Genomic DNA, 14,318 nt, shown 5'->3' with positions numbered 1-14,318 from the left:
CCGACCTTCTTCTTCGAGTCAGGAGCCATCCGTGAGTGTGTTGTTCGAGCCTTTGACCCTGCGCGGCGTCACCATCCCGAACCGCGTCTGGATGGCACCGATGTGCCAGTATTCGGCTGACGTCATCGGCGACCAGGTCGGAGTGCCCAACGAATGGCATCGCACGCACCTGGTGAGCCGCGCGATCGGCGGCACCGGCCTGATTCTCACCGAGGCGACCGCCGTCAGCCCCGAAGGCCGCATTTCGGCCGCCGATCTGGGGATCTGGAACGACACGCAGGCACAAGCCTTCGCCGAGATCAATGCGCAACTCGCGTACTTCGGCGCAGTGCCCGGGATTCAGTTGGCTCACGCCGGACGCAAAGCGTCGACGCAGGTTCCGTGGCGCGGCGGCAAGAGCCTGCCCGCCGACGACCGACTCGCCTGGCAGACCGTCGCCCCGAGCGCGGTTCCGTTCGGTCACCTTGCCGATCCGGTCGAGTTGACCACGGAAGGCATCGAGAAGGTCGTCGCGGACTTTGCAGCGGCGGCAACCCGCGCACTGAAGGCCGAATTCAAGGTCGTGGAAATTCACGCGGCCCACGGATACCTGATCCATCAGTTCCTCTCTCCCGAGAGCAACAAGCGGACCGACCGCTACGGCGGCAGCTTCGAAAACCGTATCCGGTTGCTCCTCGAAATCCTCACAGCGGTCCGCGAGGTGTGGCCGGCCGAGCTACCCCTCTTCGTCCGGGTCTCGGCGACCGATTGGCTCACGGAAGAGCGTGGGCTCGAGGTCGACAGCTGGACCGCGGATCAGACCGTTGCCCTCGCCAACATCCTCTCCGACTACGGCGTCGATCTGGTCGACGTGTCCACCGGCGGTAATTCACCGGCGGCGCAGATTCCGGTGGAGCCGGGATACCAGGTTCCGTTCGCCCGTCGCCTGCAGAACGAAAGCCTGTTGCCTGCCGCCGCCGTCGGCCTCATCACCGAACCCGAACAGGCCGAGAAGATCGTCGAGGACGGCAGCGCCGTGGCGGTGCTCCTCGGCCGCGAACTCTTGCGTGATCCGTACTGGGCGCGCCGGGCGGCCCGGGAACTGAACGCCGAGGTGGGACCACATATCCCGTCGCAGTACGCTCGCGCCTTCTAGCCCGAAAATCGGCTCCCGCGTCCAACTTTGATAGCGTAAGCGTCTTACTTGCCGGTAGTCCGGAGCCCTGTGGGCTCCGGACACTGCCGCGGGCCAGAGCCGTGCGACGGGGGTCGCAACGAGCCACAGGGCACGCGGACGCTCGATTTCCCGACCGGCTCATCGGCGAGTGGGCAACGAAAAGATGCGTGCATCAGGTACGTGCCCCGCTCGGTTCGATGATTGCGCTGGGGAGCGCATGTCATGACTACACCAGAGAACTCGATCAGCGCTCTCGAAGTGGCCGAATCACCCGATGTCTGCGTCACCGACAATGCGTCCGTCAAACGCGCTGTCAAGGCGACGATGCTCGGAAATGCCATGGAGTGGTTCGATTTCGGCGTTTACGCATATCTAGCTACCACTATCGGAAAAGTGTTCTTCCCGGAGGCGAGCGGCAGCGCTCAACTCCTCTCGACCTTTGCAATTTTTGCAGCAGCCTTCATCGTCCGCCCTCTCGGCGGACTGTTCTTCGGCCCACTCGGTGACCGCATCGGGCGCAAGAAAGTCCTGGCCACCACGATCATTCTGATGGCGGGCAGCACCTTCGCCATCGGCCTCATCCCGAGCTACGAGTCCATCGGTATCGCCGCCCCGATCCTGCTGGTACTCCTACGCCTGTTGCAGGGCTTTTCGACTGGCGGCGAATACGGCGGGGCCAGTACGTTCGTCGCCGAATACGCACCGGACAAGCGGCGCGGTTTCTTCGCCAGCTTCCTCGAATTCGGGACTCTGGCAGGATATGTGGCGGCAGCAGGCATCGTGACGATCATCCAGACCGTCGTCAGCGCCGAGGATCTCCTCCAGTGGGGCTGGCGAATCCCCTTCCTCATTGCCGGCCCGCTGGGTCTCATCGGCCTGTACCTTCGTCTGCGCCTGGAAGAAACTCCCGCATTCCAGATGATGGAGCAGGCCGAAGAGCGCTCCCTCGCAGACGAATCCACCGGCAAGAAACTGCGCGAAACTCTCGTCGACAACTGGCGTCCCCTTGTTCTGTGCATCGTCCTGGTGGCCACGTACAACATCGCTCATTACGGCCTGCTCAGCTACATGCCCACGTATCTGACCAACACCTTGGGTTACGACGAATCCCACGGACTCGTTCTGATGATCATCGTCATGATCGTGATGATGATGGGAATCAGCTACGTCGGAAAGTTCTCGGACCGCGTCGGGCGTAAACCCTTGCTGCTCAGCGGTTTCATCGGATTCTTCGTCCTGTCCCTGCCCGCTTACCTGTTGATCGGCGTCGGCAACTACGTGACGGTCTTCCTCGGACTCGCCATTCTCGGCGGCCTGCTCCTGCTGTTCGTCGGAGTGTTCCCGTCCGTGCTTCCCGCACTCTTTCCGACCGGAATCAGGTACGGCGGCTTGGCAATCGGATACAACCTCGCGGTCTCCATCTTCGGCGGGACCACTCCCCTGGTGCTGACAGCTCTCGAAAGTGCAACGGGCAGCAACTTGGTCGCGCCGATGTACATGATGATCGCCGCAGTGATCGGCGGTATCGCGGTACTGCTCATCCCCGAGACGGCACGGAAGCCACTGGACGGCTCTCCGCCCGCCGTGGCCACCGACGAGGAAGCACGCCGGATCATTCGGAAGGTTCGCCGAAAGAGAATGAAGGCCGATAACCTCGAGGTATGAGCACGCCTCGAATCGTCGTCGTCGGCAGTATCAACATGGACCTGACCACGTCAGTGGCCAGATTTCCCGCTCCGGGAGAAACACTGCTCGGCACTGCCTTTGCCACCGCGGCGGGAGGCAAAGGCAGTAACCAGGCCATCGCCGCCGCGAAGGCCGGTGGGGACGTGTCCTTCATCGGCGCGGTCGGCGACGACGGTTTCGGCGCCCAGTTGCGCGAGACCCTGCAAGACGCCGGGGTCGACACCGCACTGCTACGTGGCGTCGACGGCCCGAGTGGCGTCGCGGCCATCACCGTGAGCGAAGACGCGGAGAACAACATCATCGTCGTCCCGGGCGCCAATTCCACGATCACCGCGTTGTCCGAAGTAGACCTCGACGCGATCGCACACGCCGACGTTCTCCTGTGCCAACTCGAAATACCACTCGACACGGTCACCGCAGCGGCCCAGCACGCACACGCCCACGGAACGACCGTCATCCTGAATCCATCTCCCGTGCAAGAACTTCCGGATCCACTGATCGATGCAGTCGACATCTTGATCGTGAACCAGACCGAGTCGGAGCAGTTGGCCGCGGTCACAGGTCGCGTCGCGCACCTCGTCACGACGCTCGGAGCGAGCGGCGCGGATCTTCGGTCCGGCGATGTGACCGTCCACGCCGACTCCCCTACCGTGACACCCGTCGACACCACCGGCGCAGGCGATGCCTTCACCGGGGCCTTCGCCGTGGAGTGGGTGCAGGACCAGGACCGCGCCCTGCAGTTCGCGGCCACGGCGGGAAGCCTGGCGACGACGGTACGCGGCGCCTCGGTGTCGTCGCCTGCTCGCGCTGCGATCGAAAAAGTCCTGAACCGACAGCTTGACTCTGACACAGCAAGCTCGGCTTGACTCTGACACAGCAAGCTCGGCTTGACTCTGACACCGTGTGAGGTTCTAAACCTGTAGGTGTCAGGTTGGTGAGGGAGAAACGGGGCGAGCAACCATGTTGAGCATCGGAGACTTCGCGAGAGCAGGTCGTGTGTCGGTGCGCATGCTTCGCCACTACGACGCCATCGGCCTGCTCACACCGGCGAGGGTCGACGCCTCCACCGGGTACCGCTCGTACACTGCCGGCCAGTTGGCGTCGCTCAACCGCATCGTCGCGCTCAAGGAGTTGGGCCTGACCCTGGCCCAGGTCCAGCAGGTGGTGGAGTCGGCGGTCACGGTCGACGAGATCCGCGGGATGCTCATGCTTCGCCGAGCAGAACTCGAGACCCGAATCCAGGAAGACACCGCGCGACTGGCGCACGTGCAGGCGCGCCTCCGCATCATCGAAAGTGAGGGACAGATGTCCGCATACGAGGTTGTGATCAAGTCCGTTCCGGCGCTGCGGGTCGCGGAGTTGACCGGTACCGCCAAGACGATGGATCCGTCGTCGATCGGCCCGGTGGTTCGCGGGCTGTACGAGCGGCTGTGTACCGGTTTGGATCGTGCCGGTGTCGTCCCGATCGGCCCTGCTGTCGCGTACTACGAGGATGTCGGCGACGACGAGCACGTCGTCGTGCATGCCGCGCTGCCGGTCGACGCGGACCCCGAGGGCGACTACGAGTTCGCGGTCGTCGACCTGCAGGCCGAAGCTCAGGTGGCTTCGCTGCTGCACAAGGGGTCGATGGACAACTGCCTGCCCGCATATCAGGCCTTGGCTCAGTGGATCGACGCAGCGGGATACCGCAATGCCGGCCCCAGCCGTGAGGTGACGCTGGCGTGCCCGGAGGACGTCGACGGTTGGGTCACCGAGCTGCAGGAACCTGTTGCCAAGCCCTGAAGCCCGCACGTGTCGGCAGGGTCGTGCACCATGGGGTCCATGACCACCGCCACTGCCCCAGCCATGCGCGACGAAGCCGAGCGGCTGCTCCGCGAACTCGCGGGGCCGGATGCCCGCCTACGCGAGGACCAGTGGACTGCCATCGAGGCCTTGGTGGTGCAACGCAAACGCGCCCTCGTCGTCCAGCGGACGGGCTGGGGCAAGTCGGCGGTCTACTTCATCTCGGCGAAGCTGCTCCGGGCAACAGGTCACGGCCCGACGGTCATCGTCTCGCCCTTGTTGGCCCTGATGCGAAACCAGGTCAGTTCTGCCGAGCGTGCCGGAGTGCGAGCCGCAACCATCAACTCGGGCAACGTCACCGAATGGGACGACATCCACGCCCGCGTCGCAGCCAATGATCTCGACGTACTTCTGGTCAGCCCAGAGCGCCTGAACAACCCCGACTTCCGCGATCAGGTGCTCCCGGCCCTGGCAGCCGACGCCGGCCTGGTCGTGGTCGACGAGGCTCACTGTGTTTCCGACTGGGGACACGACTTCCGTCCCGACTACCGGCGCATCAGGACGTTGATCGCCGAACTCGGCGAGGGCATTCCCGTCCTCGCGACCACGGCAACGGCCAACAACCGCGTTGTCGAGGACGTGTCCGCCCAACTGGACGTCGGCGGCGAGGAAACCCTCGTCCTTCGCGGCGGGCTCGAACGCGAGTCACTTCACCTCTCTGTAGTCCACATTCCGGAGGCGACGGCGCGCGCTGCCTGGCTTGCCGACATGCTCGAGACGCTGCCGGGATCGGGCATCATCTACACGCTGACGGTTTCGGCCGCTCGCGACCTCGCAAGCCTGCTCTCCGAGCGCGGCCATACCGTCGCCGCCTACACGGGCCAGACCGATCCCACTGAACGTGAATCCCTCGAGCAGGACTTGTTGGGCAATCGCGTCAAGGCTCTGGTGGCCACCTCGGCCCTCGGGATGGGCTTCGACAAGCCCGATCTCGGGTTCGTCGTCCACCTGGGCGCACCGTCGTCGCCGATCTCGTACTACCAGCAGGTGGGCCGCGCCGGTCGGTCCACCGACAGGGCAGACGTAATCCTCCTGCCGGGCGCCGAGGACAAGCAGATCTGGAGCTACTTCGCCTCGGTCGCCTTCCCCCGCGAGCACCTGGTCCGCAGCGTCATCGAACACCTCGACACCGAAAAGGCCACGTCGACACCGGCACTCGAACCGCTGGTGGAACTCAATCGCACCCGTCTCGAAATGGTCCTCAAAGTCCTCGACGTCGACGGTGCGGTCAAACGAGTCAAGGGCGGTTGGATCAGCACCGGAGAACCTTGGGTGTACGACGCCGAGCGCTACGGCCGACTCGACGACGCTCGCCAGGCCGAGCAGGCCGCAATGGTCGAGTACCAGAGCATCACGACGTGTCGAATGACCTTCCTGCGTGAACAACTCGACGATCCGGGCCTGACGTCGGAGAACTCACAGTGCGGTCGCTGTGACAACTGCACCGGCAATCGCTACGACACCACTGTCGACACCACCGCCCTCGACGAGACTCGGGCGCGCCTGCAGCGGCCCGGATTCGACCTGGAGCCGCGCAAGATGTGGCCGACCGGCCTGAGCAAGCTGGGTGTCAAGCTGTCCGGGAAGATCACCGAGGGTCCGGAAACCGGGCGCATTCTCGGACGGATGTCGGATCTGGGCTGGGGCCAACGTCTCCGCGCGCTTTTCGACGGCCCCGACGCCCAGGTACCCGATGCGGTGGTCAGCGCGTGTATCAGTGTTCTGGCTGCCTGGAATTGGGCCGAGCGTCCCACCGGTGTCATGGCCCTCGAATCCACGACGCATCCGTTGCTGGTGTCGAGCCTGGCCGCCAAGTTGGCCGAGGTCGGGCGATTGACCGACCTCGGCACCCTTCGCTTGCGACCCGACCACCCTCCGGTGTCAGCAGCGAACTCCGCCTATCGCGTGTCCGGACTGGTCGATGTTTGGGAAGTCCCGGACATGAGTATTCATCAGGGACCAATACTTCTTGTCGACGCAATCGCCGATACCGGTTGGACTTTCACGATGGCCGCACGCGCACTTCGGCAGGCCGGCGCCCATTCCGTACTTCCATTGGCGCTCGCGAGCCCGAAATAGCGAGTTTTTGCCCGAAATAGTCGCTCGGACAACGGCAAAAGTTACATAATGTGAGCACCATCACATTCATGTCCTCACCTGGGGCGCAACGGGTTCCGCACGGCCCGAAACGGACATCTGCATGACTTCGACAGCAATGATTGTTACGTTCAGATGACCGATGAAGCCTGTTGATACGAGAGCTATCCCGACCACCGCGCCGGACGCGGTGTTGTTCAGAAGCCCACAGATCGATGACGGAGTCCGGCTCTGGGAGATCGCACGTGATTCGAAGGTGCTCGACCTCAATTCGAGTTATGCATACCTGTTGTGGTGCGAGGATTTCAGCGCGACGTCCATCGTCGCAGAGGTGGACGGCCGTGTAGTCGGATTCGTTTCCGGTTACACCCGCCCCAGCGCACAGGAAACCCTGTTCGTGTGGCAAGTTGCGGTCGACGAGGACCAGCGCGGCAAGGCAATTGCTGCCCGCATGCTGTCCGACTTGATGGATCGCACTGCCCCACTGGGTGTTACACATCTGGAGACGACGATCAGCCCCGACAACGAGGCTTCGATCGCACTCTTCACCGCGCTCGCACGTCGGCGCGAAGTACCGATAACCAGGCAGAACTTGTTCTCGCCCAATGATTTTCCCGATGGACACGAAGCCGAAGATCTTTACACGATCGGCGCCTAGCGCACTTCGCGCTCGGCATACAGCATGCCCCGGAGGAACAAAGAAGATATGAATATCAACGAAGCAAGCATTTTCGAAACCCTCGAGTCCGAGGTTCGCAGCTACTGCCGTGACTGGCCTGCAGTGTTCACCAGCGCATCCGGATCCTGGATTCGTGACGAAAACGGGCGCGACTACCTCGATTTCTTCGCCGGTGCCGGCGCCCTCAATTACGGTCACAACAACCCGGTGCTCAAATCTGCACTGGTCGACTACATCATGAGCGATGGCATCACACACGGCCTCGACATGTCGACAGTCGCCAAGCGTGAGTTCCTCGAGACCTTTCAACGCAACATCCTCGAGCCGCGCGGCCTGGACTACAAGGTCCAGTTCCCCGGCCCGACCGGATCGAACACCGTCGAGGCTGCACTGAAGCTGGCCCGCAAGGTCACCGGACGTTCGGCAGTCATCAACTTCACCAACGCATTTCACGGAATGACACTCGGTGCACTCTCCGTGACCGGCAACTCGATGAAGCGCGCGGGCGCCGGTGTCCCCCTTGTGCACACGACACCGATGCCCTTCGACAACTACTTCGACGGCGTCACCGAGGACTTCCAGTGGTTCTCTCGCGTTCTCGACGATTCCGGCAGTGGAATCAACCGTCCCGCGGCAGTCATCGTCGAAACCGTGCAGGGTGAAGGCGGCGTCAATGTCGCTCGTCCCGAATGGCTTCGGGCACTGGCAACGCTGTGCTCGGACCGCGGCATCCTGCTGATCGTCGACGACGTCCAGATGGGTTGCGGTCGCACCGGCCCGTTCTTCTCCTTCGAAGAGGCCGGAATCGTTCCCGACATCGTCACACTGTCCAAGTCGATCGGTGGCTACGGAATGCCCATGGCGCTCACGCTGTTCAAGCGTGAACTCGACGTCTGGGGCCCGGGTGAGCACAACGGCACCTTCCGTGGCAACAACCCCGCGTTCGTCACCTCCAAGGTGGCACTCGATCACTACTGGTCCGACGACGCACTCACCAAGACGACGTTGAAGAAGGGCGCACGCATCAGCGAATGCTTCGCCAATCTCTCCGATCAGTTCCCCGGCGAGGTCTCGCACCGTGGACGCGGCCTGGTTCAGGGCCTCGTCTTCGAACAGCCCGAGCGCGCCGGCAAGGTCTGCCAGCTGGCATTCGACGAGGGATTGCTCGCCGAGACCTCCGGACCCTCTGACCAGGTCGTGAAACTGCTTCCGGCACTGACGATTACCGACGACGAGCTCGAGCACGGCCTCTCCATCCTGGCCGAGGCGACACTCAAGGTCTGCAGCTAGAGGAAGGACTCTCCCATGATCGTTCGCACCACCACCGAGATCACCGACACCGACCGCGACATCACGAGCGAGGACGGAAACTGGCGCAGCAAGCGCATCGTCCTCGGCGGCGACCGCGTCGGGTTCTCGTTCCACGAAACCACCATCAAGGCAGGTTCGGTCAACGAGTTCCACTACGCCAACCACGTCGAGGCGGTCTGGCTCGTCGAGGGCACCGGCAAGCTGATCGACCTGGACAACAACGAGGAATACGATCTCGCGCCGGGGTCGATGTACCTGCTCAACGGCCACGAGCGTCATCGCGTCGAGCCCGATACGCAGATGCGCATGCTCTGTGTGTTCAATCCGCCGGTCACCGGGCGTGAGGTACACGACGAGAACGGTGTCTACCCACTGGTGGAGGTCCCCGCGTAGCGTCTAGTCATGGCGACTGACACCTCTCCACGCGTAGCGATCGGCCCCGTCCCCGATGCACTGCTCGACAGCGCGGTGCTTCGGGGCGGTGGTCTGATCAGTCCGATCGACACTGCCGACGCCCTGATCTGGGCGGGCTCACCCGAAACCTTTCCGTCGGAGTTACCGGCGTCGGTCAGGTGGGTGCAGCTGCCGTCGGCCGGAATCGAAGATTGGTTCGACTCCGGTGTGATTCCGAAGGACACCGATATCACGTGGACCTCGGCGGCCGGCGCGTTTTCGGCATCGGTGGCCGAGCACGCGCTCATGCTGCTGTTGGCCGGAGTTCGTCACCTGCCTGCGCACATCGAGGCTCGAACGTGGCGTCAGTTCGAGTTCTTTCCCAAGATCGGCACACTCCGTGGTTCGACGGTTGCGATCATCGGCGCAGGCGGTATCGGCCGCGCGCTGATTCCGATGCTGGCCGCGCAGGGGGCGGACAGCATCGCAGTCAATCGTTCCGGTAGCCCTGTCCCCGGGGCGATCTCGACGTTCCCCGCATCCAGGATGGATGAAATATATTCTCGCGCAGATCACTTCGTGATCGCAGCGCCCGCCACCCCGGCTACCCGTCACCTCGTGGGCCGTGCGCAGTTGGCGGAGATGCAACCCCATTCCTGGGTGATCAATGTCGCGCGCGGATCACTGGTGGACACCGACGCGCTGGTCGAGGCAATCGAGTCGGAACAGATCGGCGGCGCCGGTCTCGACGTCACCGATCCCGAACCCCTCCCCGACGGTCACCCTCTGTGGGATCTGACGAATGCGATCATCACACCCCACGATTCAAATCCGCCGGGCGTTCGGCCCGCCGCGTTCGCGGATCACGTCTCCAAGAACGTGACCCGCTTCGCGAAGGGCGAGGCGCTGGCTGCCCTCGTGGACCCGGTCGCCGGATACTGAGCACGCCGTCGAAGCTCGAATGCTCAGACGACGGTTGCCACGAATTACTGTGGCGATTCCGTATCAGGGAAGAAGAGCGCCCTCGCCCGGCGAGCGACTTCCTCGGCTGGTACGTCCTCGACCTTCGTGCAGACTGCCCATCGGTGACCGAACGGATCGAGAAAAACGCCATGCCGGTCACCCGAGAACGTATCGGAGACAGCCGTGACCAGCGTGCCTCCCTCAGCAACGGCTCGAGCGACAAACTCGTCCGTGTCCTCGGTGTAGACGACGATCGACGAATGCACCCAGCCGCCCTGTGGTGATTTGAGTCCGAAGTCCGGCATCTCCTGCGAGAGCTGCAGCATCGAATCGCCGATCCGAATCTCCGCATGCATGAGGGAGCCGTCAGGAGCGTTCATCGCATCGACAATCTCAGCTCCGAGTGCTCGCTTGTAGTAGTCGAGTGCGGCATGACCGTCCGGCACCGCGAGGTACGGAGTGATCGTGCGGTAACCAGCGGGGATTGGGTTCACTGTGCTCATGCGTACGAGTATTGGGGATCGCACACGTGTTCTATTGAACATTTCGGACTTCCTCCGCGCCTCCGTCTCGCACACGCGCCTATCCTGGAACGGTGCCTACCGACAACAGCCGCCTCGACGCCCTTCCCGAGCTCCTGGCCGGGCGTCGCCTGGCAATTCTGACCGGCGCAGGAATCTCCACCGACTCCGGAATCCCTGACTACCGCGGCCCTGATTCGCCACCGCGCAATCCGATGACGTTCCAGCAGTTCATCGGCGATGCGGCGTTTCGACGGCACTACTGGGCGCGCAACCACATCGGCTGGCGATACATGGACAGCTCGCGGCCCAACCAGGGCCACCGGGCCGTCGCGACACTCGAGCGAGCAGGGCGTGCTGTCGGCGTGATCACCCAGAACGTCGATCTCCTGCACACCAAGGCCGGCGCGCGAAACGTCATCGACCTCCACGGCACTTACGCGCAGGTTCGATGCCTGAGCTGCCAGCGGTTGATCTCCCGCACCACTCTCGCGGAGAGATTGGAAGAAGCCAACCCTGGATTCGCCGAAACAGTCTCTGCTGCAACAGGAGTCGAGATCGCACCCGACGCAGATGCCGTGATCGAATCCACCGCACACTTTCGCGTCGTGGATTGCGACGTATGCGGTGGGCTACTCAAACCCGACATCGTCTACTTCGGTGAATCCGTCCCCAAGGAACGTGTTGCCAGGGCGTACGGACTCGTCGACCAAGCCGACGCGCTGTTGGTAGCCGGGTCGTCGTTGACGGTGATGTCCGGCCTACGTTTCGTCCGGCATGCCGCCAAGGCTGGGAAGCCGATCGCCATCGTGAATCGTGGCACGACTCGCGGCGACGAATTCGCCGACCTCAAGCTCGAAGTCGGTTGTGCTGAAGCACTTTCCGCCCTGGTCGAGGACGACAGTTACAGCGCCACCAAGTCGTCCGCGTGAACCACGGGACGCTGCATGTCTGCCGGTAGATCGGCGGTGGAGCGCCCCAGGATCTCCTCGATCTCCGCAGCGTCGAATGCGACGACACCCCGAGCGACGGGCTTCTCCCCCGGTCCCATCAGCGACACGACGTCGCCCGCATGGAAATCGCCGGACACACCGACGATGCCCGCCGACAGCAGGCTTCGACGCTTGGACACCACCGCGCGAACGGCGCCTTCGTCCAGGTGAAGGTCACCCGATGTGTCCGCGGCGTGGCGGACCCAGAATCGGCGAGCCGACAATCGCGTGGGCCGGGGCGCAAATGCCGTCCCGACGTCGGCACCACTGAGTGCCTGCGCAGCGTCCGAGGCTGCCGCGAGCAGCACCGGCACTCCGGAATCAGCGGCCAGGCGTGCTGCAGAGAGTTTCGACGCCATGCCTCCGGTACCGAGAGCGCCACCCGAACCGGCAACGACTCCGTCGAGATCCTCGGGACTGTTGACCTCGGGAATCAGTGTGGCATCGCCCTTTCGGGGATCGCCGTCGTACAGGCCGTCCACATCCGACAACAGGATCAACGCGTCGGCGCCGACGAGATGAGCAACCAGAGCGGCCAACCGATCGTTGTCACCGAATCGAAGTTCGGTGGTGGCAACTGTGTCGTTCTCGTTCACGATCGCGACTGCGTGCAACACCCGCAGACGATCGAGCGTCCGCTGAGCGTTCCGGTGCTGCGTCCGTCGAGCGATGTCGTCCGCCGTGAGAAGTACCTGCCCGACGGTGCGCCCGTACCGGGCGAACGACGTACCCCAGGCGTGAGCCAGCGCCAACTGACCGACGCTGGCCGCAGCCTGCTTGGTCGCGAGATCGCGCGGTCGCTTGGTCAGTCCCAGCGGCGCCAGTCCGGCGCCGACGGCACCGGACGAGACGACGACGACATCGGAACCCGCACGCATGCGTGCCTCGATGGCATCGGCCAACAGATCGAGTCGGTGAGTATCGAGTCCCGCCACCAGACTGGTGAGTGCAGACGACCCGATCTTCACGACGATACTGTGAGCCGACGCTATCGACTCCCTGGTGGACCCGAGCACAGTCCCGTTCCCTCTCTTCGGTTTTCGTCCTGAAATCGCGTGAGTCAGGCGTCTTCGTCGAGCAGGCCGCGGCGGACGCGACGAGCATGCTTGCGCTCGTCTGCGCCGATTCGCTCCACCTGATCGAGACGCGGGTCGGTTCCGCGACCCGTACGGGTCAGATCGATACCGGCCGGCGTCATCGGCTCCCACTCGAAGCTGACGTCACCGATGGTGACGGAAGCTCCTGGCTGAGCACCCTTCTTGACCAATGCGTCCTCGACACCCAAGCGTGCAAGACGGTCGGCGAGGTAACCAACGGCTTCGTCGTTGTCGAAGGCGGTCTGACGAATCCACCGCTCCGGGCGGGTGCCGCGGACGACGAACCCACCGGGAATATCGGGATCCTTCTCGATGGTGAAGCTGGAATCCTTGACCTTGACCGGGCGAATGACCTGACGCTTCGGCTCGGGCTTCGGATGAGCCTCGCGGTAGTCACGGACCATCTTCGCCAGCGCGAAAGTCAACGGTCGCAAACCTTCTCGGCTCACCGCCGAGATGGTGAAGACAGGCCACCCGCGCGCTTCGATCTCAGGCGTGACCATTTCGGCCAACTCTGCTGCCTCGGGAACGTCAGTCTTGTTGAGGATGACGACCCGCGGACGCTTGTCGAGGTCACCGAGTCCCGAGTCGCCGGAGAGCGCGGGCGTATATGCAGCCAGCTCCGCTTCCAAGGCGTCGATGTCGGAAATCGGGTCACGTCCCGGATCGAGAGTGGCGCAGTCGATCACGTGTGCCAACACGGCGCAGCGTTCGATGTGGCGCAGAAAGTCCAGGCCCAGACCGCGGCCTTCGCTGGCACCGGGGATCAGCCCGGGCACGTCGGCGACGGTGAACGTGGTGTCACCGCTCGAGACGACGCCGAGGTTGGGGACCAGAGTGGTGAAGGGGTAGTCGGCGATCTTCGGCTTGGCCGCAGAGAGAACCGACACAAGCGAAGACTTACCGGCAGAGGGGAATCCGAGCAGACCGACGTCGGCTACCGACTTGAGTTCGAGAACCAGGTCACGTTCGACACCGTCTTCACCGAGGAGGGCGAAACCGGGAGCCTTGCGGGCCTTCGAGGCGAGCGCAGCGTTGCCGAGTCCGCCGCGGCCGCCCTGAGCAGCGTCGTAGCGCGAGCCGACACCGACGAGGTCGGCCAGCACGTTGCCGTCGGTATCGAGAACCACAGTTCCATCCGGAACCTTGAGGATGAGGTCTTCACCGTTTGCACCCTCGCGGTTACTGCCGGCGCCCTGCTTACCGTTGGTCGCCTTCGCGTTGGGATGGAAGTGAAAGTCGAGGAGGGTGTGGATGTTCTCGTCGACCACGAGGATGACGTCGCCACCGCGACCTCCGTTGGCACCGTCCGGACCGCCGAGCGGTTTGAACTTCTCGCGGTGTACGGAGGCGCAACCATTGCCGCCTTTTCCAGCGCTGACGTGCAGCACAACACGGTCAATGAATCGGGACATGACTGCCGGATCCTTCCTCAGTCAATTGCGGGTCTCACGCGATGAGCTGAACTTCTGGTGAGCAGGGTTGCTCGGGAAAACAGGTACTGCTTAAACAAACGATAGGGGCGGACCGGGTTATTTCAACCCTGGTCCGCCCCTATCGGGAGCTTGGAACGCGTCACTC

At 63.5% G+C, this 14,318-nt stretch carries 13 protein-coding genes; 10 read left to right on the top strand and 3 right to left on the bottom strand.

Annotated features, from left to right (window positions below; translation table 11 throughout):
* Window positions 1-31 precede the first annotated feature (31 nt).
* The 9 genes from G8767_RS20400 (at window position 32) to G8767_RS20365 (ending at window position 10,106) form a co-directional block, all read left to right on the top strand.
* Window positions 32-1,135, top strand: a complete 1,104-nt coding sequence (locus G8767_RS20400) for an NADH:flavin oxidoreductase/NADH oxidase (RefSeq protein ID WP_095969739.1) — start codon at window positions 32-34, stop codon at window positions 1,133-1,135.
* A gap of 243 nt (window positions 1,136-1,378) precedes the next feature.
* Window positions 1,379-2,821, top strand: coding sequence for an MFS transporter (locus tag G8767_RS20395; RefSeq protein WP_095969738.1), 1,443 nt, complete (start codon window positions 1,379-1,381; stop codon window positions 2,819-2,821).
* On the top strand, window positions 2,818-3,708 hold the full coding sequence (locus G8767_RS20390) for a ribokinase (protein ID WP_166811442.1): 891 nt from the start codon (window positions 2,818-2,820) through the stop codon (window positions 3,706-3,708). The genes G8767_RS20395 and G8767_RS20390 overlap by 4 nt, the downstream gene beginning before the upstream one ends.
* Before the next feature lie 94 nt (window positions 3,709-3,802).
* Complete coding sequence (locus G8767_RS20385) at window positions 3,803-4,624, top strand: MerR family transcriptional regulator (protein ID WP_166811440.1); 822 nt, start codon at window positions 3,803-3,805, stop codon at window positions 4,622-4,624.
* 39 nt (window positions 4,625-4,663) lie between these two features.
* Complete coding sequence (locus G8767_RS20380; protein ID WP_166811438.1) at window positions 4,664-6,763, top strand: DEAD/DEAH box helicase; 2,100 nt, start codon at window positions 4,664-4,666, stop codon at window positions 6,761-6,763.
* A 160-nt stretch (window positions 6,764-6,923) separates the two neighbouring features.
* A complete protein-coding gene (ectA, locus tag G8767_RS35870) occupies window positions 6,924-7,439 on the top strand; it encodes a diaminobutyrate acetyltransferase (RefSeq protein ID WP_240952469.1) in 516 nt (171 codons plus the stop codon).
* Window positions 7,440-7,487: 48 nt separating this feature from the next.
* Window positions 7,488-8,750, top strand: coding sequence for a diaminobutyrate--2-oxoglutarate transaminase (gene ectB, locus G8767_RS20375; RefSeq protein ID WP_234036631.1), 1,263 nt, complete (start codon window positions 7,488-7,490; stop codon window positions 8,748-8,750).
* Between the two features lie 15 nt (window positions 8,751-8,765).
* A complete protein-coding gene (locus G8767_RS20370; RefSeq protein ID WP_095969734.1) occupies window positions 8,766-9,164 on the top strand; it encodes an ectoine synthase in 399 nt (132 codons plus the stop codon).
* Between the two features lie 9 nt (window positions 9,165-9,173).
* Window positions 9,174-10,106 carry a D-isomer specific 2-hydroxyacid dehydrogenase family protein gene (locus tag G8767_RS20365; protein ID WP_166811436.1) on the top strand — a complete coding sequence of 311 codons (933 nt, stop codon included), beginning with the start codon at window positions 9,174-9,176 and terminating at the stop codon, window positions 10,104-10,106.
* 44 nt (window positions 10,107-10,150) lie between these two features.
* Here G8767_RS20365 and G8767_RS20360 read toward each other — a convergent pair whose 3' ends face one another.
* The gene (locus G8767_RS20360) at window positions 10,151-10,672 is read right to left on the bottom strand and encodes a VOC family protein (protein ID WP_206029569.1); all 522 of its coding nucleotides are present in this window, start codon (window positions 10,670-10,672) and stop codon (window positions 10,151-10,153) included.
* A 50-nt stretch (window positions 10,673-10,722) separates the two neighbouring features.
* On the opposite strand from G8767_RS20360, the gene G8767_RS20355 reads away from it, so the two are divergent.
* Complete coding sequence (locus tag G8767_RS20355; protein WP_166811432.1) at window positions 10,723-11,580, top strand: NAD-dependent protein deacetylase; 858 nt, start codon at window positions 10,723-10,725, stop codon at window positions 11,578-11,580.
* Here G8767_RS20355 and proB read toward each other — a convergent pair.
* Both proB and obgE read right to left on the bottom strand, forming a co-directional pair.
* Window positions 11,553-12,656: a glutamate 5-kinase gene (proB, locus tag G8767_RS20350; protein ID WP_166811430.1), complete on the bottom strand. Its 1,104-nt coding sequence runs from the start codon at window positions 12,654-12,656 to the stop codon at window positions 11,553-11,555. The two genes, G8767_RS20355 and proB, sit on opposite strands and share 28 nt — an antisense overlap.
* Before the next feature lie 44 nt (window positions 12,657-12,700).
* The gene (obgE, locus tag G8767_RS20345; protein ID WP_019749068.1) at window positions 12,701-14,152 is read right to left on the bottom strand and encodes a GTPase ObgE; all 1,452 of its coding nucleotides are present in this window, start codon (window positions 14,150-14,152) and stop codon (window positions 12,701-12,703) included.
* Window positions 14,153-14,318: the final 166 nt, after the last annotated feature.

The organism is Rhodococcus sp. IC4_135, assembly GCF_011602025.1.
In the GTDB taxonomy this organism is placed as follows: Bacteria; Actinomycetota; Actinomycetes; order Mycobacteriales; family Mycobacteriaceae; genus Rhodococcus_F; species Rhodococcus_F baikonurensis.
The sequence above is the reverse complement of the archived record's forward strand: the minus strand, read 5'-3'. Positions and strand labels throughout refer to the sequence as shown.

Excerpts from the sequence above, each read along its gene's own strand:
- G8767_RS20395 (WP_095969738.1), top strand. The coding sequence starts at position 1,379 with ATGACTACACCAGAGAACTCGATCAGCGCTCTCGAAGTGGCCGAATCA.
- G8767_RS20390 (WP_166811442.1), top strand. The coding sequence starts at position 2,818 with ATGAGCACGCCTCGAATCGTCGTCGTCGGCAGTATCAACATGGACCTG.
- G8767_RS20385 (WP_166811440.1), top strand. The coding sequence starts at position 3,803 with ATGTTGAGCATCGGAGACTTCGCGAGAGCAGGTCGTGTGTCGGTGCGC.
- G8767_RS20380 (WP_166811438.1), top strand. The coding sequence starts at position 4,664 with ATGACCACCGCCACTGCCCCAGCCATGCGCGACGAAGCCGAGCGGCTG.
- ectA (WP_240952469.1), top strand. The coding sequence starts at position 6,924 with ATGAAGCCTGTTGATACGAGAGCTATCCCGACCACCGCGCCGGACGCG.
- ectB (WP_234036631.1), top strand. The coding sequence starts at position 7,488 with ATGAATATCAACGAAGCAAGCATTTTCGAAACCCTCGAGTCCGAGGTT.
- G8767_RS20370 (WP_095969734.1), top strand. The coding sequence starts at position 8,766 with ATGATCGTTCGCACCACCACCGAGATCACCGACACCGACCGCGACATC.
- G8767_RS20365 (WP_166811436.1), top strand. The coding sequence starts at position 9,174 with ATGGCGACTGACACCTCTCCACGCGTAGCGATCGGCCCCGTCCCCGAT.
- G8767_RS20360 (WP_206029569.1), bottom strand. The coding sequence starts at position 10,672 with ATGTTCAATAGAACACGTGTGCGATCCCCAATACTCGTACGCATGAGC.
- obgE (WP_019749068.1), bottom strand. The coding sequence starts at position 14,152 with ATGTCCCGATTCATTGACCGTGTTGTGCTGCACGTCAGCGCTGGAAAA.